Below are 23,231 nucleotides of genomic sequence, written 5' to 3' on the forward strand. Positions count from 1 at the left end.
ATCTGACCCGCAGCGGCCGCGCCGCGGCCGCTGCGGACACAAGGAGGTGGCATGGCCGGATACCTCATCCGCCGGCTGCTGCAGTTCGTGGTCACCGCTGCGATCGCCTCGGTCATCGTGTTCCTGCTCATGCAGGTGCTGCCCGGCAACGCCGCTCAGGTGGCCCTGGGAACCAACGCCACCCCCGAGGCGGTAGCCCAGCTCGAGCGCACGTACGGTCTGGACCGGCCACTGCCGGTCCAGTACCTGGACTGGATCTCAGGTGTGCTCACCGGCGACTTCGGCACCTCGTATGTCACCCGCGCACCGATCACCCCGGTCATCGCCGACTCCATCCAGGTCACCCTCATCATCGTCATCGCCTCGATGGCCGTCGCCCTGCTCATCGCCGTGCCGCTGGGTTCGCTGGCCGCGGTGTTCCAGAAGCGCACGCTCGGCACCGCGATCTCTGCGGCCAGCCAGGTCGGCATCGCCGTGCCGAACTTCCTCGCCGCCATCATCCTCATCATGATCTTCTCCTTGGGCCTCGGCTGGTTCCCCTCCAGCGGCTGGGCCGCCCCGATTGAGGGCTTCGGCCGGTTCCTCGCACGGCTGGCCCTGCCGGTGCTGGCGCTGGCGCTCGTGCAGGCGGCGATCCTCACCCGCTACGTCCGTTCGGCCGTGCTCGAGGTGATGCGCGAGGACTTTCTGCGCACCGCCCGCGCCAAAGGGCTGACGAAACCGCAGGCGCTCGTACGCCACGGGCTGCGCAACGCCGCTATCCCCGTCGTCACCGTCGCCGGCATCCAGCTGGCCACGATGCTCATCGGCGCCGTCGTCATCGAACAGGTCTTCGTCATCCCCGGCATGGGCTCCGAACTCGTGCGGGCTGTGGCCAACCGCGACCTTGTCACCGTCCAGGGCATCGTCATGGTCCTCGTCGTGCTCGTCCTGCTGCTCAACCTCATCGTCGACCTGCTCTACACCGTCCTCGACCCGCGCGTCAGGAGGGCCGCATGAACACCCGTCTCGTCGCCAGCCGCCGCTACAAGGCCGACGCCTCGCTCGTCATCGGAATCGCGCTCATCGGCATCGTCATCGGCATGGCGCTCATCTCACTCGTGTGGACGCCGTACAACCCCACCCAGGCGATGCCCTCCGACCGGCTGCAGGGCATGTCAGCCGACCACATCTTCGGCACCGACCGGTACGGCCGCGACACCTTCACCTGGATCATGTACGGCGCGCGCATCACCCTGCTCGTCGGCGTCGTCTCCGTCGCCATCGCCGCCCTCATCGGAGTGCCGCTGGGCGTGCTGGCTGGGATGACCCCCTACGGGTGGCTGTCCGGGCTCATCATGCGCGGCAACGACCTGCTGCTCGCCTTCCCCGCGCTGCTGCTGGCGATCGTGTTCTCCGCCGTGTTCGGTCCCGGCACCGGACCTGCGATGGTGGCTCTCGGCATCGCCTCGATCCCCGGTTTCGCCCGCGTCGCCCGATCCGGGACCCTGCAGGTGATGAGCACCGAGTACATCATGGCCGCCCGGGCAGCCAATCGCCGGATCCTGCCGATCGCTGTCTTCCACGTGCTGCCCAATATCGCTGGGATGATCATCGTGCAGGCCTCCGTCGCCTTCGCACTTGCCATCCTCGCCGAGGCGGGGCTGTCCTTCCTGGGTCTGGGCACCCAGTCGCCGACCCCTTCGTGGGGTCGGATGCTGCAGGAGTCCCAGCAGTACCTGTCCTCTCATCCGATGCTCGCCCTGTGGCCGGGCCTGTTCATCGCCGCCGCTGTGCTCGGGTTCAACCTCCTCGGCGACGGGCTTCGCGACCGCTTCGACCCGAAGCTGAAAGGACGTGACTGACATGCCCGCCCACACCAGCGCCGCCACTCCGCCGGCACCGGTGAGCAAGCGCAGCCTGCTCGAAGTCACCGACCTGTCGATCGCCACCAGCCGGACCACGCTCGTGCACCCGACGTCATTCTCGATCGCCCCTGGTGAGCGGGTCGGGCTCATCGGCGAATCCGGCTCCGGCAAATCGCTCACCGCCTCCGCAGCCATGGGCCTGCTGCCAGACGAGCTCACCGCCACCGGCTCGATCACGCTGACCGGCACCGAGGGCAACCTGCTGGAGCGCTCCGATCGGCAGATCGCCCGGCTGCGTGGTCTGAACATGAGCATGGTGTTCCAGGAGCCGATGAGCGCACTCAACCCGCTCATGCGCGTCGGCGCCCAGGTCGCTGAGGTCATGTGCATCCACCGCACCCAGTCGAAGACGAGCGCTGCCAAGCGGGCGATCGACCTCCTCGGTCTCGTCCAGCTGCCCGACCCACCGGCCACCGCCCGGGCATACCCGCATCAGCTCTCCGGCGGGCAGCGGCAGCGGGTGATGCTCGCGATGGCGCTGGCGAATGACCCGCAGCTGCTCATCTGCGATGAGCCGACCACCGCCCTCGACGTCACCGTCCAGCGCCAGGTCCTCGACCTCGTGCTCGATGCCGTCACCACCTCGGACACGGGGTTGCTGTTCATCACCCATGATCTGGCCGTCGTCGCCAGTGTCTGCGAGAAGGTCATGGTGATGTACCACGGCGAGATCGTCGAAACCGGTGCCACCGAGCAGATCTTCACCGACCCGCAGCACGACTACACCCGCGGACTGCTCGCCGCCTCCGACCTGACGGCCACCGACGATGACGGCCGGCTGTTCACCATCGCCACCGCCCGCGCCTATGACGCCGCCCGGCTCAGCCAGGCACGCTTCACCCCGCCCGAGGCGGGTGACACCAGCGCACAGCAGGTCACCAACGCCTCGGAACCGGTATCGGCGGCGGGACACGAAGCAGCCCCGGCACCTGCGGGGGAGCAGCGCCCGCTCATCGAGATCGAGGGCCTGCACAAGACCTATCAGCGCACGAAGTCCGGGCTGTTCAGCAGGGCGGACACCGTCGATGCGCTCACCGATGTGTCGCTGAGCATCCGGGCCGGGCAGCGGTTCGGGATCGTCGGCGAATCCGGGTCCGGCAAGTCGACGCTGCTCAAGATCCTCTCCGGACTCGAACCGCTGACCAGCGGGTACGTGCGCGTCGGGGACTGCGAGATCGCCTCGGCCAGTCAGGCGCAGCTGCGGGCGATGCGCGAGGAGCTGCAGATCGTCTTCCAGGACCCCTTCGCCAGCCTCGATCCGCGTATGCAGGTCGCTGACATCGTCGCCGAACCGCTCGTGGCCATGGGCGTGCCTGCCGCACGTCGGCGGGAGAAGGTCATTGAGATGCTCGAAGCCGTCGGGCTCGACGCTGAGAGCCGCACCCGCTATCCGCACCAGTTCTCCGGCGGGCAGCGCCAGCGCATCTCGATCGCCCGTGCGCTCGTGTGCCGCCCGCGCATCCTCGTCGCCGACGAACCGGTCTCCGCCCTCGACGTCTCGGTGCGTGCCCAGGTGCTCAATCTGCTCACCGACCTCGTCGACGACTACGAGCTCACCCTCGTGTTCGTCTCCCACGACCTCGGGGTCGTGCGCCACCTGTGCTCTGACGTCGTCGTCATGAAGGACGGCCGGATCGTCGAAGCAGGCGACGTCGCCGCGATCTACGACCACCCGCAGCACGAGTACACCGCCTCACTCGTCGCCGCCACACCCACGCTCGCCGCCGCCCTTGATGAGCGGGCCGGCTGAGAGAAGGAAGGACCGCCATGGACACCACCCTCGCCGACGCCAGCGCTGCCGAACTGCGCGCCGCCTACGCAGACGGCAGCACCGACCCCGTCGCGGTGCTCGACGCGGTGAAAGCGCGCGTCGAGGCCTGCGAACCGACGATCAACGCACTGTGGCACACCGACTTCGACGCAGCGCGGCAGGCCGCCGAGGCATCAGCGGCCCGCTGGCAGGCTGGCGAGCCGATCTCGGACCTCGACGGGGTGCCGGTGACGGTCAAGGAGAACATCGCCTGGGCCGGCGTCGGAATGCCCGGCGGCCACAATGCCGGCGAACCGACTGTCGCTGAGGAGAACGCCCCGATCACCGACCGGCTGGTCGAGGCCGGTGCAGTGCTCTTCGCCTCCACCGTCATGCCCGACTGGGGGATGCTGTCCTCGGGAGTGTCCTCCCGCCACGGCATCACCCGCTCACCGCTCAACCCTGAGCTCACCACCGGCGGGTCATCCTCGGGTGCCGGGGCGGCTGCCGCTGCCGGATACGGGCCGATCCACATCGGGTCAGACATCGGCGGGTCGATCCGCCTGCCGGGCACCTGGCTGGGACTGGCCACCCTCAAGCCGAGCTTCGGGCGAGTACCGCTCTCAGCGCCCTACCTCGGCCGATGCGCAGGCCCCCTGGCACGCCGGATGAGCGATGTCATCGACGCGATGGAGGTCATCGGCCGGCCCGATGACCGCGACTACTCTCAGTTGCCGGCCACCGACGCTGGCTTCCGTGACCCGGGCTTCGACGTTACCGGGCTCACGGTCGCGGTGCACACCGATGCCGGGTGCGGCAGTAACACCGATCCCGAGGTGGCCGCCGCCATCGATGCCGCCGCTGCGGTCCTCGAAGGCGCCGGGGCGACGGTCGAGCGGATTCAGCCGTTCATGGACCAAGACCTGCTCGTCGATATCGATCGGTTCTGGCGGGTGCGCTCCTGGGCGGACTTCAAGGCCCTCGACGATGCCGACCGCCGTGAGATCCTTCCCTATGTCGCCCAGTGGTGCTGGGCAGGTGCCGATATCTCGGCAACCGAGCTGCTGCGCTGCTACCACTCCATCCAGGAGATGCGCCGGCGCACCGTCGAAGCAACAGCCGGCTATGACTTCGTGCTCTCACCAGTCGCACCGATGGCGGCATTCCCGGCCGACTGGCCGATGCCGTTCAACGACGCCACCCAGCCGATGCAGCACATCTCCTTCACCGTGCCCTACAACATGTCCGAACAGCCCGCCTCCTCCGTCCCGGCCGGCTACACGGCTGACGGCCGGACGATCGGGCTGCAGGTCACCGGGCGCCGGTTCGACGACCGCGGAGTGCTGACGCTCTCCGAATGGTTCGAATCGGCACTCCAGGTGCCTGCCGCCTCGCGCACGGTGGGCACCTGAAGCCTGTTCAGGCTGTCGACCAGCCGGATTCCAGGCCGGTGATGATGAAGTCGATCTTGCGATCGAGATAGCCTCGCTCGGTCGCCGAGGGCTCGGCCATGAACGGTGAACCCTCGGCGGCAGACGCTGCGCTGTCGGTTCCCTCACGGCTGCCCATCGGGGCGATACCCATATGCGTGGTCGCCACGGTGTCGCCGAGGAAGTCGAGGGCGAAGACGACGGTCTCGCGCGGCAGCGGGCAGCCGGCCGCCTGCACGGCATCGGCGAACCGGCCGAGCTGAGCCCACACCTCACCATGCAGCTGCGGGGAGCCGATGACCGCCCGCGGCATGCCCGGGTGGGCTTCGCACAGATCCCACAGCGCCTCGGCGAAATCGCGCAGCTGCTGCTGCCACGAATGCTGCGGATCCGGCGGGCGCATCTCGGCGGCGACCGCGGCGAAGCTCAGCCGCAGCAGCTCTTCGCGGCTGCTGACCACCCGGTAGAGTGCCGGCGGTGTCACCGCCAGGCGGGACGCGACCTGGGCCATCGTGAACTGGTCGATGCCGAGTTCGAGGGCGGCGGCAACCGCATCGCCGATGGTGAACCGCGGGGCCGGGCCTCTCTTCTTCGTCATGCGCACCAGGGTAGCCGGTGGGCGCCTGGTCACGGGCGCGGTCCGGTCAGGCGCCACCCGGCTGCCTGCTGCCGGTGGTCCCAGTAGCGGCGGTAGGCGCCATCGGCGGCGTAGAGCTCATCGTGGGTGCCGGACTCAGCGATGGTGCCGGTGCTGGAGACGACGATGATCTGATCGGCACGCGCGATCGTCGAGAGCTTGTGGGCGATGACGATGATCGTCGACGACTGTTCCCGCAGGGCGTCGATGCTAGCGAGCACATTGGCTTCGTTCTCGGCATCGAGTGCGCTTGTCGCCTCATCGAAGAGCACGATCGGCGCCCGCTTGAGAAGTGCGCGGGCGATCGAGACGCGCTGGCGCTCGCCGCCGGAGAGCGCTCGCCCGCCCTCGCCGACCCGGGCCTGCCAGCCGCCGGGCAGCCGGCCGGCGATCTCGGTGACACCGGAGAGGTCGGCGGCCTCGCGGATCTCTGCCTCGCTGGCATGGGGGCGGCCGATGCGGATGTTGGCTTCGAGGGTGTCGTCGAAGAGGTAGACGTCCTGGAACACGATGCCCAGCTGGGCCATGAGCTGCTCGGTCGTCTGGGCGCCCATCGGGGTGCCGCCGACGGAGACCGTGCCGCTGTCGGCCTGCCAGAAGCCGGCGATGAGCCGGGCGATCGTCGTCTTGCCTGAGCCTGAGGGCCCGACGATCGCCGTCATCGTCGCCGGTGCGGACGTGAAGCTGATGCCGGTCAGCACCGGGGCATCGGGCCGGTAGCGGAAGCTCACGTCTTTGAGGCGGACCTCGCCGGGCACCGGGAGTTCAGCGGCTTCCTGCGGTTCGGTCCGCACGGGGGTCTGCATGATCTCCAGAGCCCGTTCCATCGGCGGCAGGGCGGGGAAGATGGCCATGAGGCTCTCGGCGGCGGACTGGAGGTTGCGGGTGAAGCGCAGGGCGAGGCCGACGAAGGTCACGGCTGCGACCGCGTTGAGGAGGCCGGCGGTCAGCAGCCAGGCGGTGGTGATGATGAGTCCGACGGCGATGATCTGCAGGGCGATGTTGCTCAGCAGCAGCCCGGCGGTCTGGAGCCACAGCTCGATGAACCTGGCCCGGTCGTTGACGGCGCTGGCGCGGGTGAGCGGGGTGAAGGACTCCGCCCGACCGGCTGCACGCAGCGCCGGCTGGCAGGCAGCGTATTCGACGATGCGGGAGGAGACCTCGTTCGTCGACGGGGCCTGCACGCGGTGGGCGGCACGGGTGAGCGCGGTGCCGCCCCACAGCAGCAGCACCGCCACCGGTGCGCTGATGAGGAAGACGAGACCCAGGCGCCAGTCCCACAGCCAGGTGCCGATGGCGACCGTGAGCACGGCTGCGACCTGCCGGATGAGAGCCGTGACGGTGTGGGCGACAGCCGAGGCGACGGTCATGAACTCGCTGGTCGTCAGGCGTGAGAGCTCTCCGGAGCGCTGCCGGGAGAACCAGCCGATCGGCAGTCTGGCCAGCTGGTCGCCGAGCAGCCGGTGGGCGTTGCGGATGAGGTCGCCCGCGCCCAGGTAGCCGATATTGGCCTCCACGTAGCGGTGATCGCACCGGCGGCGGCGATGCCGATGAGCACCCACAGCCATGCGGTGAAGCTGAGCCCGGCAGACGCCTCACCGGTGAGCAGTGCAGTGATGAGCGGCAGCATGACGAGCAGTGCTGCGGCCTCGCACAGGCCGGCCAGCGCTGCGCTGATCATCGCCCAGGTCAGCCGGCGGCGCCCGTCAGGGGTCATGAGATGGCGGGCAGAGCGGATGAAGGGGGTCAACGGGCACCTCCGGAGGCCATGAGGGTGTAGACGGCGTCATCGGTGATGGCGCTGCCGGTGAGCCGCTCGGCGATGCGGCCGCGGTCGAGGCAGATGATCTGGTCGGCGCCGAGGACCGATTCGGGGCGGTGGGCGATGACGAGGACGGTCCGGCCAGCGACGAGTCCGGTGAGCGTCTGCTGGATCTCGGCCTCGGAATCGGGGTCGGTGGCGCTCATCGCCTCGTCGAGGATGAGGATCGGGGCATCGGCCAGCAGCGCCCGGGCGATGGCGATGCGCTGCTGCTGACCGCCGGAGAGCTCGGTGTCACGGCCGATGACGGTGTCGAGTCCGTTCGGCAGAGCGCGGATCTCGGCAGCGATCTTCGCCTGCTCGAGTGCATGCCAGATTGCGGCATCCTCGGCGTCGGGGACGGCGAGGCGGACATTCTCGCGGATGGTCTCGGCGATCAGCTGCGGGTCCTGAAGCACGAACGACACCCTGCGGTACAGCTCGGAAGGCGGCAGCGAGCGGATGTCCTCACCGCCGATTCGGATGGTGCCTGCGGCGGGATCGTAGAAGCGGGCGAGCATAAGGGCAAGCGTCGACTTGCCCGATCCTGATCGGCCGATGAGCGCGGTGACGGTGCCCGGTTCCAGGGTCGGGCTGACATCGTCGAGGGCCAGCGGTGCGTCATCCCCTGTGCCATAGGAGAAGGAGACGCCGTCGAAGCGGACGGTGCCCGGCGCCTCGGGCGCGGCCGTGGCGGCAGCCGGGGTGCCAGATGCGGCAGCCGGGCGCACAGTCTCAAGCTCGTCGGTCGACAGGAGTGCGGACAGGCGCAGGGCGGCGGCCCCGGCGGTCTGGTAGTTCCATGCGGTGGCGCCCAGCGTCTGGATGGTCGCGGGCAGGACGAGAGCGATCATCGCGGTGGCGATGAGATCGGCGGCGGTGACCGTTCCGGCGCTGACGAGCAGTGAGCCGACGCCGACGTTGAGGAGGATGAGGACCGGCACGCTGATGACCGCTTCGCTGATCGCCGCGATGCGGATGAGCGGGCCGACCCAGGCCATGTAGAAGAGACCGAACTCATCGGCGGCGCGGCGGTAGCGCTCATGGGCAGCACCGGTGCGGCCGAAGGCCTTGACGACGCCGATGCCGTCGCAGAACTCGACGATCGCCGAGGACACGTCGCCGAGCTTCGTGTCCATCTCCGCGGTCTTCGCACCCATCCCGCGCATGGTGAGGGCCTGGATGGCGAGGTAGATCGGGATCGAGGCGATCGTCAGCAGCCCGAGCCGCCAGTCGATGACGAAGGCGTAGACGGCCAGCGCCAGCGGGGTCACGACTGCGAGCATCTGCTCGACCGGGGCGTGGGCGACGAGCATGTGCAGGGCCTTCGTGTCATCCTGAACGGCTTTGCGCACCTGGCCGGAAGTGTTCTCACCGAACCAGGACAGCGGGGCGCGGGCGATGCGCTCGATGATCCGCTGACGCAGGATGACGCCCAGACGCAGATCCGCGAAATGGGTGATGAGCAGGGCGAGGAACGTCAGCGTGGTCTGGAGACTGACGCTGGCGAGGATCCAGAAGACGATCGTGTCGACACGGCCGGCGTCGATCGGGGCGCCGGTGAGCGCCGGCAGCACTGCGCGGCCGAGTTCGACGAGGGCGACATAGGGGGCGACGGCCACGATGCCGGCCAGTGCGCCGAGGATGCGGCCGATGAGGAGCCGGCCGCGCACCGACGCGAGCAGCTGGCCGAGCGCGGCGCGGCCGCGCTTGTCCTTCTCCGCCGGAGTCTCGGTGGTGGGGGTGTCAGGGGTGGGGATGCCCCCGGCAGCTGTGCTACCGGGGGAGGATGCGTCGAGGTCAGCAGTCATTGCATTCCTTCTTCGAGGGTGAGCCTAACCTAACACTTATGGGACTTCAGTGTTAAGTGAACGCCGCTGCATGTGTGCTCTTCTGTGGGATCCCGGCCGGCGGGGAGGTGCGGTGCGTGCGGCAGGTGAGAACCGCCTCGGGAACGGTGGGAGCCGGTGGTCAGCGCAGGGCCAACAGAATTTGGTAGAAGAAGTACAGGGCTAAGAGTGATTCGAAGGATCGCCCTTGTAAAGACACACTATTCCTCCAGTTGTTGGAGCCTGACGGCGCCGTGGTCTCCTGCGGCGGCGAGCCCGTCAACAATGCGGTGGTATCGGCTTCTCATAGGGCCAACGATGGCGCCGGAGCTACGAAGGTCAGCCAGCCATTCTTCAAGAATCCAAAGACGGTTCGCGAAGAGATCGAACCGCCCGTCGATGATCGTCTCAATCCACTCCAGAGCGACGGTCGTCTGCCACTCACGAGAAGCGCCTTTGGCGAATTTGACAACTGCATCAACCGCCTTGGCCTGTCCACTCGCTATACGCAGCCATTGATCAGGAAGCTCTCCCAGAGCAGCCGGTTGAATCCAGTTCACTCGGCATTCGGCCAGTGTACGGTCAATGTCCAGATCAACCGATCTCGGGCTCGGGGTAGGCAGCAAGGCTGCCACCAGATAGTCGAACCAAGGTTGCCGCGACAGGTGCTCGGTCTCATCGCCGATAGCGTCCAATGCGATTTTGAGTGCCCAGGGCCAGAAATCCACCAAATTCGCGCGAAGCCCTTCGTCATAGGTGAACACCGTCGCAAACCCGTCGAAGAGAAGATGCAGAGCATTCGAGCCTGTTGCGAGAGCCTCGATGTGTGACCCGACAACGTCGTGGCGGCCATCCAGGACAACCTCGATCATACGTCGAGCGATCGGTTCATGGGTGATGTGTGCGTGGCGGTCGAACCCTTCTCTCCATCGGTAAGCGAGGCCCCTGCAGTGAGCATCCCACAATGGACCCCAGAGCTCGGCGACATCGTCATGAAGGCAAGGAACGTTGCGGGCATCGATCATGCATGCGAGCGGCATGCGTAGCCGATTGACCAGGAGATCCTCGTCGGAAACAAGGTGCAGCGACTCGTGGAATGCCGGCAGTTGTTGTTCATGATCTCGGCTCGACCGGTCTAGATTCCATGATCCGAGACCGCAATCGATCAGGCCCGCTAGAGCTGCGGTCCAGGCCGGGGCATGTCGACGACATGAATCAGTATCCGCGTCGAAATCACACGGTGCAGCCCAGACTGGAAGGGTGCCTTTGACATAGTTTGCTCTAACCTCGTCGAAGAGACTGGTACCTAGGGAGCGGAGGCAGGCCTCGACTTGTTGCAAGTCAAGTTCTAGGCCATCGAACGGCGGGAGCAGAAGTAGCGGCACAGACGTAGCTGCGGCTCTATCGGCACTCATGATAAACGCCGAGCTGCTGATGTCCGTCGCGTCGATCTTTGGGTTATTGCCGGCCCAGAGTATGGCGTTCGCCGCCCACTCGACGTCGGCCGGCTCCAGGTCGGCCAGGCCCATGGCGTGAGAGCGCACCGTCGCAGCCGCGACAGCTACCAAAGCGTTCTCAGGGCCGTAAAAACTCTTCGGAACTGTTCCCGTATCGATCAGATGTCTGGCGACAGCAAGGTCCTCCGCGAGGTACTCGTGTGGCCAGTTCTCGGGATTGCCGTTATGGAGACCGTAGCGATTCTGGAGTCTATACATCAGATTGACGTTCTGGAGCTCCTTGCTGCCTGGGGCGAGAACCTGCTCGATCTCAGCGGGCCGTTCGTACTCAATAAGAACGCCTTCTGAACTCGAGCTGGCGCGATAATTGTTGGGGTGGAAACCAGCGGCCCAACCTTCGACTATGGCTATGTATTCCGCATCGGATGCTGAGCCGCTAGAACGGGCCTTGGCGTTTTCAATGAGGCGATTCCCAATGTCGGCAAGATGGGCGAGGCGTTTCTCATCGCCGTTCGCTTGGGCGTTGATAACCATTTCCGCCACCGTCTGGTGCGGGGTAGTCGATCGACGGTCATTGCCCGAGAGATTGTCTGCGTCACGATCGCGTACGAGAAAGTGTTCGGCCACCACGCGGGACGTCTCGAGGTGCCAGACTTCAGGGTGCTCGAAGAATGCGTCGAGGAGATCACCGACGTGGTTAGGGTGTCTAGTGAGGAACCCGACGAGAAGTCCAGGCACGGCTAGGTTGTTGCAATCGCGAAGGAGGACATAGAGGATCGGCCGGGCCGGGATATCCAAGCTTTCCAGCATGTAGTCGATGAATCGCTCAAGCGCAAGAAGTGCGCTCATGCAAGGATACGGGCCAACACTCGATCCGCGATACCATGCCCATACATGGTTGTCTCCGATATAGCGACGTGTTCCGATTCTGGGAATGTCGAGCTCAACGCCAACTGGCTCAGCTGCCTTTCGCTGATTGTCGAAGGCATCGTAGGTCTTCTCGACGCGAGTTCTCGCAGCATGATCCAGCATTCGGTTGATGAAGCTGATGGTTTCGCCGGGCATGCTGTGCAGCAATCTGAAAAAGGGGCCGTAGTACCAGGCAGCTCCCGGTGTTCCGAACGCATCGCCGAGACCGTGTTTGAAGTCTCGAATGCCCTCGTAGGGGAAGCCTCCGTACCAGTGGTCATCTGGGTCGGGCAGTTCGATGTAGTAAGCCTCTGCTAGGCCGAGAAGTAGCTCGGGCCTTTCTTTCGACATGCTTGTGAAAACCGCGGGTGACTCAACTGCTGCATTGAGGCTTTCGGGGTGCTCATCAGCAACCTGCCGCAGCCATGCCGCTGCCCTATCGTCAATGTCCGCACCCAGGCACGCGAGGGCTTCAATGGCGAAGGCGTCGTGCAACGGAGGGTCATCTTCTAAGATGACGTCGCGGACTTCTTGCCGGACGGGGTCGGGCTGCATAGCGGCTGCTGCCATTCCGCGCAACCACGCCAATACCAGATCACCAATGACCTCGTCGACAACCCGGTGACCGAACTGTAGGCGGCGGTCGATGCTGGGCCGGTCACAGAACGCCACCTTAACCAAGGGCGCGAGAGCGAATGCGTCGCCGATCGTCTCGCGTACGTATCGTGATTCGGCCAGGCGAAGCAGTACGCAGAGACCAGCTGAACCGTTGTCGTTCAGAGTAGCCCACAGGTCGCGGATCGCCGACTCTGCATCCCCGAGAGTGAGCAGGGCTTCGTAGGGGACTTCCACCCATCGGTCGCCTTGGGTGCTAGCAATCTCACTAAAGCAGTCGGAGAGCTTTGCCCAGGACGCTCGCCGGTTCGTACCGACCAAGGCGGCTTGGCACGCGAGACGAGCGGCGCGGATAGCCCAGCGGGGGGCGCCAGTAGAACTGAGAGCGCCCCACCCTTGCGTTACAAAGAGCCTGCACAGAGCGAAATCGCGGAACAAGTCAGTAGCAAACTCATCTCCGGGAGTGATGGCGGGATTGACCGGTACCCGGAGGACTCCGTCGGAACGCAACTCAGCGGACGCCGTACCTGGCAGTGGGCTCACCGAGATACCGAGGGTTCGCTTAGCAACGATCTGCGCTGCGTAATCGCGATCGTCTGGGGATGCCGCACCCGGAGGATGGATTTCATCGCGGCGAATAAGGCTTCGCCATACAGCGGAAAACACGTCGGCTTCACACAATAAGTCGCCTGGGTCGAGATTGGAGCCGGAACGCAGGAGCGCATCGACTAACCCGGGCCTCCCAAGCACCGAGCTGGCACGCGTATCGGCGCCGACTCGCGTCAGGACTGTAAACGCATTCAGAAGATCTTGACGCTCGTCTTTGGTAAGCGGTTCAACTGTGTGTTCGATTGGTTTATAGCTCGACTCCGCCAGGTCTAGAGCCCGAGATAGTTCTTCTTTAACTTGGCGTGAGCCGTCGGTCCGGGTGACACAGACCACGCCAAAACCGGCTCGCAGGCCAGCGGTGACAAGTTCGCGGAATATTTGGCTCTTGCCTTCTAGGACTGATTCGGCTCCATCTACGAGGATGAGGCGGACAGGTCGCACAGCTCCGGCTCCCAGTATTTCATCGAGCGAGTGGCCATCTAACTGGGCTTCAAGTTCGGTCGGAGTGAGCGGGAGATCGCGCAGGCTGAGGCTGACGATCGCTGCGCCCTCCTTTTCGAGTGCCTCTGCTACGCGCAAGGCCAAGGCCGACTTCCCAACGTCTGGATCGCCGGTCACCACAAGGGCGCCAGCGGACTTACCCGTGGACTGCATGACGTCGGAAAGCCGTGTTTTTTCGTCTAGACGCTCCAGTTCGAGTGCCTGCCGGCCCGACTGAAGCGCTGGGCGAACAGACTCACGAAGTCGGACGCGTAGTCGATCCAACAGATCCCAAGCGACTGCGAACGAGGCAGATCTTTCTAGCGGGAAGTTACTCAGCCTTTGCCGAATCAGCGACTGGTTGAGCACGCCTCCCTGTGGTGCCCATTCGCCTACGAGCTCCTCAAGACGGGAGAACAGCGCATCCGCTTCAGCCGGTGTACCGTTAACGTGTACTTTCTGCAGCACATTGACCGCTGCGGTTCGGTCGGCACGATCTGTTCGCTCGAGCCGAAGGTTGCGTGTGATGAGACTTGAGAGCAGTCGCCACAACAGCTCGTCCGTGGATAGCACCTCGGTCGAGGGCAGCTTTTCCGCTGCTTTTTTGACCAAGTTTTTCAAGTGATCGTATCTGTCACGAATGGCAGTATTGGTTCTTCCCGATTGCCTCAAACGAGTCACCAAGTCATGCGATGTCGGAAGCGCACGGGCAAGTTCCGCCAATTCTGCGACTTGGGTTACCGCGTTTGAGTTCGTCGACACTGCAAGGACAAGTTGCCAACGTCCTGAATTGACCTCAACCCACTGCTCTGTCACGATTGCAAGGAAATCTCGAATTAGTGGCACGGAAACATTGTCACTAGAGGTCAGGAGCGGGTTTCTCCGCACAGCGATAGAGGCTCGATGCCGTTGTCCGTGAGCGCTATGCCCTTCGAGAAGTATGTCGTCAACATCGCTTAGATCGCTTGCCTGGAGTCTAATCGAGTCAACAGTTATCGCATCCCCTAGTTCTTGAAGCGAGTCACCCGCAAGGAAGTAAGCAATGAGGTACGCGGCGTAGGAGTGCTCTAGCCTCACGCCGCCTCCGCCCGTCGAGTACGGGCTCGATCCCGCCGATGTTGTTTGGTGTTCGGGCGCGAGTTCCGCTAACCACGCACCGATGGAAGGGTTCTCGACATCGACTCGCCACAGGGTTTCCCGTCCTGACTTCCGAGAGGTCGCGAACCCTGCTTTGCCCAGTACAGATAACGCGTCGTTGGCCGTCGTCGGCGAAACCCCCAACGCGGTGGCTACTCCGCGACCGGAAAGGGGGACGGTGCTGACGGCGAGCACGGTTAAAGCACCGAACTCAGTGTCACTGAGCGTTGTTTCGAGCATCTCCCTGGCCGTTGCCATGCACTACACCCTACATTCTATGTGTAACGGGGCCTGAGCATAGCTGCGTGGCAGCTACCATTTGAGCGCCGGACCTAGAATCTGGAAATCTCGCACCTCATTGGCGAGTGCAGTGACTGTGGTTTTGTTAGCACAGTTCGAATTCACACTCGAGGAATCCGCAGCCGCGGGAACGGTGGGAGCCGGGGGCGCGGCTGGTCAGCGCAGGAACAGCTTCTGCAGTCGGGTCGAGGTCAGGGCCAGGCCGATGATGATCATGCCGGCGAAGTAGACGATGTGGATCCACGCCGGGCTGGTCGCAGCGCCGAGGATCGTCAGGCGCATGAGCTCAACACCGTGCCACAGCGGCAGCGCCTGGACGACCCATTGGACGGCGGTCGGGTAGACCTCGATCGGATAGAAGGTCGCGGAGAACAGGAACAGCGGCTGGAGGATGACGAAGATCCAGTCGAGCTGATACCAGCCGGAGAAGAAGCTTGTGATCCCCATGCCGATTGCGGCGAACGCGAAGGCCATGAGCATCGCGACGCCGAGGGCGGCCAGTGAGAAGGGGGAGTCGAGCAGGCCGAGGAAGAACATGACGGCGACGAATCCGCAGGCGTAGAGGAGCCCGCGGAAGACGGCCATGATGATCTCGCCGAGGGCCACGTCGAGGGGCCCGAGCGAGGTGGTGAGCATTGCTTCGTAGAGGCGGCCATGTTTGAGCCGGAAGAACACGTTGACCGTCGAGTCCATCACCGCGCCGTTCATCGCCGAGGCCGCCAGCAGAGCCGGGGCGATGTAGGCGGCATAGGAGATCGTCTGGCCACCGTATTCGACGCTGCCGATGAGCGAGCCGAGCCCGAGGCCCATCGCCAGCAGGTAGAGGATCGGCTCGAGGACGCCGGATGCGACGAGGATGAAGTTGTTGTGCCGGAAGACCTGCATGCCGCGGGCGACAACGGCCCGGGCGTTGCCGGCGTAGAAGGCCCGCACCCGGCCTGGGCACGGGGCGGCCAGAGAACCGGCAGTGCTGCCTGGGGTTCCGTGGCCGGCTGGCGGGGTGTGCGTGTGCGGACTGTGCTGCGTCATGAGGTCAGCCTCCGGGCGAACAGGCGCATCGCGATGAGCAGGCCGGCAGCACTCGGGATGATGATGCAGGCGAGGTGCACGGCGATCATGAGCCCGGTCATCGGCTGGTGGTAGGCCAGCAGCCGGCCGAGTTCGGTGGTGTGCCACAGCGGGGACAGCCAGCCGATCCACTGCACGGACAGCGGCAGGTTCGCCAGCGGGAAGAACGTGCCGGAGAACAGCATGAGCGGCATGACGACGACACGCTGGATGAGCGCGAACTGCCCAGAGTCGCGCTTGAGAGTGGCGGTGAAGGCCATGACCGGGAAGCCGAGCGCAGTCCCGCCGAGGGCGGCCAGCGGGATCATGAGCCAGCCGGTGGCCGGGTTCGGCACGGCGTTGAAGACGAGGGTGATGATGAGGAAGTAGATCGTCGTGATCGCAGCGACCCGGATGATCGTTGCCAGCGCTGCACCGAGCGCGATCTGCGCTGGGGTCAGCGTGGTGGCCGCTGCCGCCCAGTAGCCCCGGTTCCACCGGAACCCGGCCATGACCGGATAGGTGGATTCCTCAACGGCGAACATCATCGCCGCTGTCGCAAGCATCGCCGGTGCGACGAACAGCAGATACGGCACACCGCCGACACCCTCAGGCTGGGCGGAGTCGACGACGGTGCCCAGACCCAGGCCGAGAGAGAAGATGTAGAACACCGGGGTGAGCACGGTGACGGCCAGGGTCGTCTTGATGAACCGCAGGGAGAACAGCAGCTGTTTCTCGGCCACCAGCCACGGACCGGCCCGGCGCACCGCACGGTGCTGGTCGGCATGCGTGCCGGGTGCTTCGATGTCGGTGCTCATTCGATGAGGCTCCGTCCGGTGAGCCTGAGGAACACGTCTTCGAGGCTCGAGCGGCGAACGAGCGCGGTCAGCGGGGTGAAGCCGGCCTCCCGGATCGCGGCCAGTGCACTGTCGCCGTCGCCGCTGTAGAGCAGCAGCCGGTCGGGCAGCACCTCGATGCGCTCGCAGTACCGTTCGAGCGCTGGGGCCTGCTCCTCGTTGCGGTCGATGCCGAAACGCAGCTCGAGGACCTCGCGGGTCGAATACTGCCGGATGAGCTCACTCGGTGCGCCCTCGGCCATGACCCGGCCGTGGTCGACGACGATGAGCCGGTCGCACAGCTGCTCGGCCTCATCCATGTAATGGGTCGTGAGCACGAGCGTGACCCCCTGCTGTTTGAGCCGGTAGAGCCGGTCCCACAGGATGTGCCGGGCCTGCGGGTCGAGGCCGGTCGTCGGCTCGTCGAGCATGAGCAGGCTGGGATCGTTGACCAGCGACCGGGCGATCGTCAGCCGGCGCTTCATGCCGCCGGAGAGCTCATCGACACGGGCGCTGCGCTTCTCACGCAGATTGGCGAAGTCGAGCAGCTCATCGGCCTTCGCCTTGGCATAGGCGCGGGAGAACCCGAAGTAGCGGGCGTAGAAGACGAGGTTGTCGAAGACCGAGAGCTCCTCATCGAGGTTGTCCTGCTGCGGGACGACACCGAGCCGGGCGCGGATCTGCGGGCCGTCGACGTTGGGGTCGAGGCCGAGGACGCTCAGCTGCCCGCCGGTGCGCGGCAGGGTCGCGCCGATCATCCGCATCGTCGTCGACTTCCCAGCCCCATTCGGGCCGAGCAGCCCGAAGCTCTCACCGGGCGTGACGGCGAAGTCGATGCCGTCGACGGCGGCGAAGTCGCCATAGGACTTCGCCAGGCCCGAGGCGGAGATGACCGGCGCTTCATCGCTCGCCTGACCGGCCGGGTACGTGTCTGCACTCACAGTCCACGACTGTACCACCGCCTCGGCGCCGGCCACCGGGGGCATGAAAAGGCTGACCTGACCGGCGAAGACGCAGGTCAGGTCAGCTGTTGAAGGGAGTCAGCTCAGTAGAAGTCGACGCTGAGCTTATCGCCGTCCATCTTGACCGAGCCGTTGGTCTCGAAGTCGACGGTGCCGTCCCAGCGGTACTTGCCGTCCTTCGACTTGGCCTTCATCGTCATCTTCCCGACCTTGTCGGACTCGGTGTAGAAGGAACCGCCGGAACCATCAGGGCTGAGCATCGTGCGGATCGAGGGCATCTTGTCGATCGTGCGCTCGATGGTCTTCTCGTTGACCTTGTCGGCGGCTTCCTTGCCCTTGTCGTCATTCCAGCTGATGTTGACCATCGGGCAGCCGTCGACGGAGGTCTTCTTCTCTTTGGCACACTCCTTGACCTTGTCCTCGACGAGCTTCTTGACGTCGGTGTCGAAGGCATCGGTGGCCTCGACGGAGAGCTTGACGGTCGCCGCCTGCGGGGCCTCCTCATCGGCGAAGCCGACGGTCGCGTTGCCCTCAGCGGAGGTGATGTACTTGCTCTCCGGGGTCGTGATGTCGTAGCGGCCCGGCCACACGGCGTACTCGACCCGGCCGGCCTCAGGGGTGAATTCCTGGCCGTTGATCGTCGAACCGCCGATCGGCGGGATTTCAAGAGCGATCGTCGGCAGCACCGGCGGTTCGAGCTTCCACTTGTCGAAGAACATGCCCTGCCGGCCGTCCTTCGTCGCCGTGAGGACGAGGTCGTAGGGCTGCCCGCCGAGCGAGTACTGGGTGTGGATCTTCGCCGAATCGCCGTTGCGGGTCGTCTCGACGACCTTCGTGTCGGTGATCTTGTCCTGGGAGCCGTCGACGATCGGCTGGACGAGCAGCTTCTCGCTGGCACCGTCCGGGGCGGTCGCCTTGGTGATCTCGTTGGCCTTGTCCATGTTGCCGGACTCCAGGGCGGCGAGGTACTCCTCGGCGACAGTGTCGGGTCCGTACTTGTTGTTGTTGACGCTGCGCACGACGAAGAAGCCGACGAGCACGAGGATGAGCACAAGCGCAACGGCGCCCAGAGACAGGAACAGCGGCAGCTTCGACTTCTTCTTCTGCTGCCTGCCGCGCGTCTGGTCCGGGCCACCCGGTCCGGGTGCGTAGCCGGGGGCGGGGGCCGGCTGCGGGACGCTGCCGCCTGCCGGGCCCGAGGCGGCGCTCGCCCCACCAGCGGGGTTCGAGCCGATCGGTGCGGCACTGTAGGTCGGGCCTGAGTCCTGGGGTCCACCTGAGTAGGGTCCCTGCGGTCCACCTGAGTAGGGGCCGGAAGCGCCAGACGAGCCGCCGGGTCCGTGCGGCGGCTGTGGGGGCATCGGCGGGGGAGTAGGGCCGGAGTTCATAAGCTTTGCAACCTTGTCTTCAGCGCTGGTGGACGGCGATGACGCGCCCGGCGCTCAGCGCCGACGGTCACCGCGAGAGTGGCTCACGCTACTACTTTAGTCGCAACACCCGGTGTGTCGGTATTCCGTGCCCGGTGGTCACGTCGGGCACCATAGGGGGAGTGAGTTCCCCACCTGACAGCAGCGGCCGCGGGTCCCGGCATCTCGGGCGCCACCCAGCGGTCATCGGCGCGCTCGAAACCGTGCGGATCCTCCTCGTGCTCGTCACGATCGCGTTCGTGCTCGCCGCGATCGCCTGGTTCATCGGCATCGCCGAACAGCGCCCGCTCGCGGCGATCCCCGGCTGGGCGTTCACCGGCCTGGCCGCAGCCACCGGTCTGAGCGTCAGACCCGGTGAGGCGCTTATGAGCTTCCCACCCAGTCTGCTGTGCCTCATTGTGTGGCTGCTGTTGCGCAATGCGGCCTCCCGCACCGCCACCGCGCTCGACGCCAATGCGCGTCTGCAGCGCGCCGGCCAGCTCACCGCCCACCGGGCCCCGCGCACGAGCGCCTATCTGTCGATCGCCGGGGCGTTTGTGCTCATCACCGTCGGGTTCGGCTTCGCCCTCGGGGCGGCGACCCCGAGCCTCATCGGCTTCACCCGTGTCGGCCTCCTCGTCGGCACCGCGATTGTGTTCGGTGCCGGCCTGTACCCGCAGGCGGCTGCAGCGGACTCACGTCTGTCAGCCAGACTCGGTGAACAGTGGACCGGAGCACTGGAAGATGCCCACCGGGTGTGCGTGCGCGCCGGCTGGTGGCTGGCCGGGCTCGCCGCACTCGCCGTCGCTGCCGGGCTCGCCATCGAGTTCGAGAAGGTCAGCGCCGTCGTCGACCTCTACAGTGCCCCGCTCGTGGCCGCGATCGGCCTGTCAGTGGTGCAGCTGCTCTACCTGCCGGGGATCCTCGCCGTCGCACTTGCTTGGCTCAGCGGTGCGGGCGTGCACCTGTCGGCAGCCGAGACCGCCTCGGCCTTCTCCGCAGCCGGCGGCCCGCGCCCGGCTGTGCCGCTGCTGGCGATCATCCCGGAGAACCCGCCAGCCTTCCTGGCCGCGGCACCGGCACTGCTCTTCATCGTCGGGGTGCTGCTCGTGACGCTGCGCCGCAGCTGGCAGCACGTCGACCTGCCGGTCATGACCGTCGCCTCAGCCCAGCTGCTCGTGCTCATGTGGATGTGGGGACTGTTCTCCACCGGCGGGCTGGGACCCGGCGGCCTGGAGGTCTTCGGAGTGCCGGCGCTGCTGTTCCCGCTCATCACCGGCGGGCTCGTTATCGCCGGCCTGTGGGCTGGCTACGGACTCATTCTCGCCGCCCGCCGGGCACAGCCGCAGGACTGAGACCGCAACCGCAGGACTGACCCGCCGATAGGGGGAACAGACAGGGGAGGAAGCGGCGGCAGGTCAGCCGGCGCCGAGTTCCTCGAGCATCTTCGTCAGCTGTGAGCGGTGCTCAGTCTGGCATTCGACGGCGGCCTGCTCTGTCAGCGCGGAGGCAACGCAGTCCTCGTAGGCCTTCTGCTGCGGGTACAGCACCGCCATGCCGATCGCCTGCAGGATCATCCAGCCGGCCGCCAGCGCACCGAGCACACCCATGATGACCCAGCCGCCGGCCTGCTTCGAACGCACCCCGGCGATGAAGTAGCGCACCGCCCACACGAGGGCGGCGATCGCGAAGACACCGGAGAACAGTTTCGCCGGCAGCGGATACAGCGAGGCCAGCAACGCAGCACCGAGCAGCAGCGTGAAGATCATGCCCTCACGGTTGCGCTTCATCACCAGCGCCTCATCACCGCTGGGCTTCTCGGCAGAGGGTCGCTGGTCGTTCTGGCTGGGCTTGTGCTCGATCGGACTCACCGCAACAGTCTGACATACAATGACAGCCGTGCGCCTCGTAACCCTCGCCTCCGGATCCGGGTCCCTGACCCAGGCTGTCATCGACGCCTTCACCACCACCGCACCCGTCGCCGATGTCACGTTGGCTGCAGTCGGCTCGGATCGGCCCGATGCCCCGGTCCTCGACCGTGCCCGAGGTGCCGGTCTCGACGCCTTCGTCGTCGCCCCGCGTGATTTCGCCTCCCGCGACGAATGGAACCAGTCACTCGCCGAGACGGTGGCCGGTTATGAGCCCGACTGGGTCGTCTCGGCAGGCTTCATGCGCATCCTCGGGCCCGACTTCATCTCCCGGTTCCCACAGCGCATCATCAACACCCACCCGGCCCTGCTGCCGTCCTTCCCCGGCGCGCACGGGGTCCGCGATGCGCTCGCCTACGGCGTCAAGGTCACCGGCTCGACCGTCCACCTCGTCGACGAGGGCGTCGACACCGGCCCGATCATCGTCCAGCAGCCGGTGCTGATCGAACCCGATGACACCGAGGACACCCTGCATGAGCGCATCCGGCAGGTCGAGCGCCGCCTGCTCGTGAAGCTGCTCACCCACCTGGCTGATGGCCGGCTGCACATCGACGGGCGGCATGTCACCGGCTTCGACGCCCGCGATAGCATCGACTGAACCCGCACACCCGTATGGAGGAGACCCCTGTGGAAGCCCAACGTCCGATCCGCCGCGCCCTCATCAGCGTCTATGACAAGACCGGCCTGACCGACCTGGCGCGCGGGCTCGCCGCCGCAGGTGTAGCGATCGTCTCGACGGGCTCGACGGCCAAGCAGATCGCTGAGGCAGGCGTCGACGTCACCCCCGTCGAGGACGTCACCGGCTTCCCCGAATGCCTCGAAGGCCGCGTCAAGACCCTCCACCCGAAGGTGCACGCCGGCATCCTCGCCGACTCCCGCAAGGACGACCATCGCGCACAGCTGGCTGAGCTCGGCATCGACGCCTTCGACCTCGTCGTCGTCAACCTCTACCCATTCACCGACACCGTCGCCTCGGGCGCGGACTTCGACGCCTGCGTGGAGCAGATCGACATCGGCGGCCCGGCGATGGTCCGCGCAGCGGCGAAGAACCACCCGAGTGTCGCGATCGTCACCGATCCCGCCCGGTACGGCGACGTCGTCACCGCTGCGCAGACCGGCGGCTTCGACCTGGCCTCCCGGCGCCGGCTCGCAGCCGAGGCCTTCGCCCACACCGCCTCCTACGACGCCGCAGTCGCCGGCTGGCTGGCCGGACAGCTCGCCGACGGCGACGAGCCCGGCGACTTCTTCGGCATCACCGCGGTCAAGAAGCACGGGCTGCGCTACGGCGAGAACCCGCACCAGGCCGCTGCCGTCTACCAGACCGCGGCAGGCGGCGGCATCGCAGGAGCCCAGCAGCTCGGCGGCAAGGAGATGTCGTATAACAACTACCAGGACACCGACGCCGCGATCCGGGCCGCCTACGACTTCGACGCGCCTGCGGTGGCGATCATCAAGCACGCCAACCCGTGCGGCATCGCCACTGCGGCTGATATCGCCGAAGCCCACCGCAAGGCCCACGCCTGCGATCCGGTCTCGGCCTACGGCGGGGTGATCGCCGCCAACCGCGAGGTCACCGTCGCGATGGCCGAATCCGTCAAGCCGATCTTCACCGAGGTGCTCGCAGCCCCCTCGTTCGCCCCCGAGGCGCTGGAGATCCTCAGGACGAAGAAGAACCTGCGCCTGCTTGAACTCGGTGGCTGGCAGCCCGATGCCCAGGAGTTCCGCCAGATCTCCGGCGGGGTGCTCATCCAGGACCGCGACAGCTTCCAGGCCGACGGCGACGACCCGTCAAACTGGACCCTGGCCGCCGGACGGGCCGTCGACGAGGCGACGCTGCGCGATCTCGCCTTCGCGTGGCGGGCCTGCCGGGCGGTGAAGTCCAATGCGGTCCTGCTCGCCGCCGACGGGGCCTCCGTCGGAGTCGGCATGGGCCAGGTCAACCGGGTCGACTCCGCGCAGCTGGCCGTCCAGCGCGCAGGCGACCGAGTCGCGGGATCGGTGGCCGCCTCGGACGCGTTCTTCCCGTTCGCCGACGGTCTCGAAGTGCTGACCCGCGCCGGTGTCACCGCGATCGTGCAGCCGGGCGGGTCGATCCGCGATGAGGAGGTCATCGCAGCCGCCGAGCAGGCCGGAGTGACGATGTACTTCACGGGAACCCGCCATTTCTTCCACTGAACCCCGTCACGCCGCC

17 protein-coding genes are annotated in these 23,231 nt (G+C 66.1%); 7 read left to right on the top strand and 10 right to left on the bottom strand.

From position 1 onward, the window contains the following. Window positions 1–51: 51 nt before the first annotated feature. From M3C25_RS10700 to M3C25_RS10715, 4 genes are read left to right on the top strand one after another with little or no spacing between them, the layout of a single operon-like run. Complete coding sequence (locus tag M3C25_RS10700) at window positions 52–999, top strand: ABC transporter permease (RefSeq protein ID WP_102163159.1); 948 nt, start codon at window positions 52–54, stop codon at window positions 997–999. Beyond that, window positions 996–1,844, top strand: a complete 849-nt coding sequence (locus M3C25_RS10705) for an ABC transporter permease (protein WP_259856551.1) — start codon at window positions 996–998, stop codon at window positions 1,842–1,844. The genes M3C25_RS10700 and M3C25_RS10705 overlap by 4 nt, the downstream gene beginning before the upstream one ends. A gap of 1 nt (window position 1,845) precedes the next feature. Next, complete coding sequence (locus M3C25_RS10710; protein WP_259856553.1) at window positions 1,846–3,657, top strand: dipeptide ABC transporter ATP-binding protein; 1,812 nt, start codon at window positions 1,846–1,848, stop codon at window positions 3,655–3,657. Window positions 3,658–3,674: 17 nt separating this feature from the next. Continuing rightward, window positions 3,675–5,069 (top strand): amidase, encoded by a 1,395-nt coding sequence (locus tag M3C25_RS10715; RefSeq protein ID WP_259856555.1) that lies wholly within the window; start codon window positions 3,675–3,677, stop codon window positions 5,067–5,069. Window positions 5,070–5,076: 7 nt separating this feature from the next. Here the strand turns inward: M3C25_RS10715 and M3C25_RS10720 are convergent, their stop codons facing one another. The 9 genes from M3C25_RS10720 to M3C25_RS10760 form a co-directional block, all read right to left on the bottom strand. Continuing rightward, window positions 5,077–5,685 carry a TetR/AcrR family transcriptional regulator gene (locus tag M3C25_RS10720; RefSeq protein ID WP_259856557.1) on the bottom strand — a complete coding sequence of 203 codons (609 nt, stop codon included), beginning with the start codon at window positions 5,683–5,685 and terminating at the stop codon, window positions 5,077–5,079. Between the two features lie 29 nt (window positions 5,686–5,714). Continuing rightward, entirely contained in the window at window positions 5,715–7,220 is a 1,506-nt protein-coding gene (locus M3C25_RS10725; protein WP_259856577.1) for an ABC transporter ATP-binding protein, read from the bottom strand. Then, window positions 7,109–7,474 (bottom strand): hypothetical protein, encoded by a 366-nt coding sequence (locus M3C25_RS10730; protein WP_259856558.1) that lies wholly within the window; start codon window positions 7,472–7,474, stop codon window positions 7,109–7,111. Before M3C25_RS10730 ends, M3C25_RS10725 begins: the two co-directional genes overlap by 112 nt. Then, window positions 7,471–9,336 carry an ABC transporter ATP-binding protein gene (locus M3C25_RS10735; protein ID WP_259856560.1) on the bottom strand — a complete coding sequence of 622 codons (1,866 nt, stop codon included), beginning with the start codon at window positions 9,334–9,336 and terminating at the stop codon, window positions 7,471–7,473. The genes M3C25_RS10730 and M3C25_RS10735 overlap by 4 nt, the downstream gene beginning before the upstream one ends. A 239-nt stretch (window positions 9,337–9,575) precedes the next feature. Beyond that, the gene (locus M3C25_RS10740; RefSeq protein ID WP_259856562.1) at window positions 9,576–14,819 is read right to left on the bottom strand and encodes a hypothetical protein; all 5,244 of its coding nucleotides are present in this window, start codon (window positions 14,817–14,819) and stop codon (window positions 9,576–9,578) included. Between the two features lie 198 nt (window positions 14,820–15,017). Then, window positions 15,018–15,890, bottom strand: a complete 873-nt coding sequence (locus M3C25_RS10745; protein ID WP_259856564.1) for an ABC transporter permease — start codon at window positions 15,888–15,890, stop codon at window positions 15,018–15,020. Continuing rightward, window positions 15,887–16,726 (bottom strand): ABC transporter permease, encoded by an 840-nt coding sequence (locus M3C25_RS10750; protein WP_259856573.1) that lies wholly within the window; start codon window positions 16,724–16,726, stop codon window positions 15,887–15,889. The genes M3C25_RS10745 and M3C25_RS10750 overlap by 4 nt, the downstream gene beginning before the upstream one ends. Further along, a complete protein-coding gene (locus M3C25_RS10755; protein WP_170275021.1) occupies window positions 16,723–17,730 on the bottom strand; it encodes an ABC transporter ATP-binding protein in 1,008 nt (335 codons plus the stop codon). Before M3C25_RS10755 ends, M3C25_RS10750 begins: the two co-directional genes overlap by 4 nt. 59 nt (window positions 17,731–17,789) lie before the next feature. Then, a complete protein-coding gene (locus M3C25_RS10760) occupies window positions 17,790–19,094 on the bottom strand; it encodes a zinc ribbon domain-containing protein (RefSeq protein ID WP_146004418.1) in 1,305 nt (434 codons plus the stop codon). A 161-nt stretch (window positions 19,095–19,255) separates the two neighbouring features. Here M3C25_RS10760 and M3C25_RS10765 point away from each other — a divergent pair, with 161 nt between their 5' ends. Next, window positions 19,256–20,467: a cell division protein PerM gene (locus M3C25_RS10765; protein ID WP_102163151.1), complete on the top strand. Its 1,212-nt coding sequence runs from the start codon at window positions 19,256–19,258 to the stop codon at window positions 20,465–20,467. Between the two features lie 63 nt (window positions 20,468–20,530). Here M3C25_RS10765 and M3C25_RS10770 read toward each other — a convergent pair whose 3' ends face one another. Further along, window positions 20,531–20,983, bottom strand: a complete 453-nt coding sequence (locus M3C25_RS10770; protein ID WP_102163150.1) for a hypothetical protein — start codon at window positions 20,981–20,983, stop codon at window positions 20,531–20,533. A gap of 28 nt (window positions 20,984–21,011) precedes the next feature. On the opposite strand from M3C25_RS10770, the gene purN reads away from it, so the two are divergent. Further along, window positions 21,012–21,638: a phosphoribosylglycinamide formyltransferase gene (gene purN / locus M3C25_RS10775; protein ID WP_219722648.1), complete on the top strand. Its 627-nt coding sequence runs from the start codon at window positions 21,012–21,014 to the stop codon at window positions 21,636–21,638. A gap of 14 nt (window positions 21,639–21,652) precedes the next feature. Then, entirely contained in the window at window positions 21,653–23,215 is a 1,563-nt protein-coding gene (gene purH / locus M3C25_RS10780) for a bifunctional phosphoribosylaminoimidazolecarboxamide formyltransferase/IMP cyclohydrolase (protein WP_102163148.1), read from the top strand. Window positions 23,216–23,231: the final 16 nt, after the last annotated feature.

Source organism: Brevibacterium luteolum (genome assembly GCF_025147615.1).
Lineage (GTDB): Bacteria > Actinomycetota > Actinomycetes > Actinomycetales > Brevibacteriaceae > Brevibacterium > Brevibacterium luteolum.

Excerpts from the sequence above, each read along its gene's own strand:
- M3C25_RS10700 (WP_102163159.1), top strand. The coding sequence starts at position 52 with ATGGCCGGATACCTCATCCGCCGGCTGCTGCAGTTCGTGGTCACCGCT.
- M3C25_RS10745 (WP_259856564.1), bottom strand. The coding sequence starts at position 15,890 with ATGACGCAGCACAGTCCGCACACGCACACCCCGCCAGCCGGCCACGGA.
- M3C25_RS10750 (WP_259856573.1), bottom strand. The coding sequence starts at position 16,726 with ATGAGCACCGACATCGAAGCACCCGGCACGCATGCCGACCAGCACCGT.
- M3C25_RS10755 (WP_170275021.1), bottom strand. The coding sequence starts at position 17,730 with ATGCCCCCGGTGGCCGGCGCCGAGGCGGTGGTACAGTCGTGGACTGTG.
- M3C25_RS10705 (WP_259856551.1), top strand. The coding sequence starts at position 996 with ATGAACACCCGTCTCGTCGCCAGCCGCCGCTACAAGGCCGACGCCTCG.
- M3C25_RS10735 (WP_259856560.1), bottom strand. The coding sequence starts at position 9,336 with ATGACTGCTGACCTCGACGCATCCTCCCCCGGTAGCACAGCTGCCGGG.
- M3C25_RS10710 (WP_259856553.1), top strand. The coding sequence starts at position 1,846 with ATGCCCGCCCACACCAGCGCCGCCACTCCGCCGGCACCGGTGAGCAAG.
- M3C25_RS10760 (WP_146004418.1), bottom strand. The coding sequence starts at position 19,094 with ATGAACTCCGGCCCTACTCCCCCGCCGATGCCCCCACAGCCGCCGCAC.
- M3C25_RS10720 (WP_259856557.1), bottom strand. The coding sequence starts at position 5,685 with ATGACGAAGAAGAGAGGCCCGGCCCCGCGGTTCACCATCGGCGATGCG.
- M3C25_RS10740 (WP_259856562.1), bottom strand. The coding sequence starts at position 14,819 with ATGGCAACGGCCAGGGAGATGCTCGAAACAACGCTCAGTGACACTGAG.
- M3C25_RS10715 (WP_259856555.1), top strand. The coding sequence starts at position 3,675 with ATGGACACCACCCTCGCCGACGCCAGCGCTGCCGAACTGCGCGCCGCC.
- purH (WP_102163148.1), top strand. The coding sequence starts at position 21,653 with ATGGAGGAGACCCCTGTGGAAGCCCAACGTCCGATCCGCCGCGCCCTC.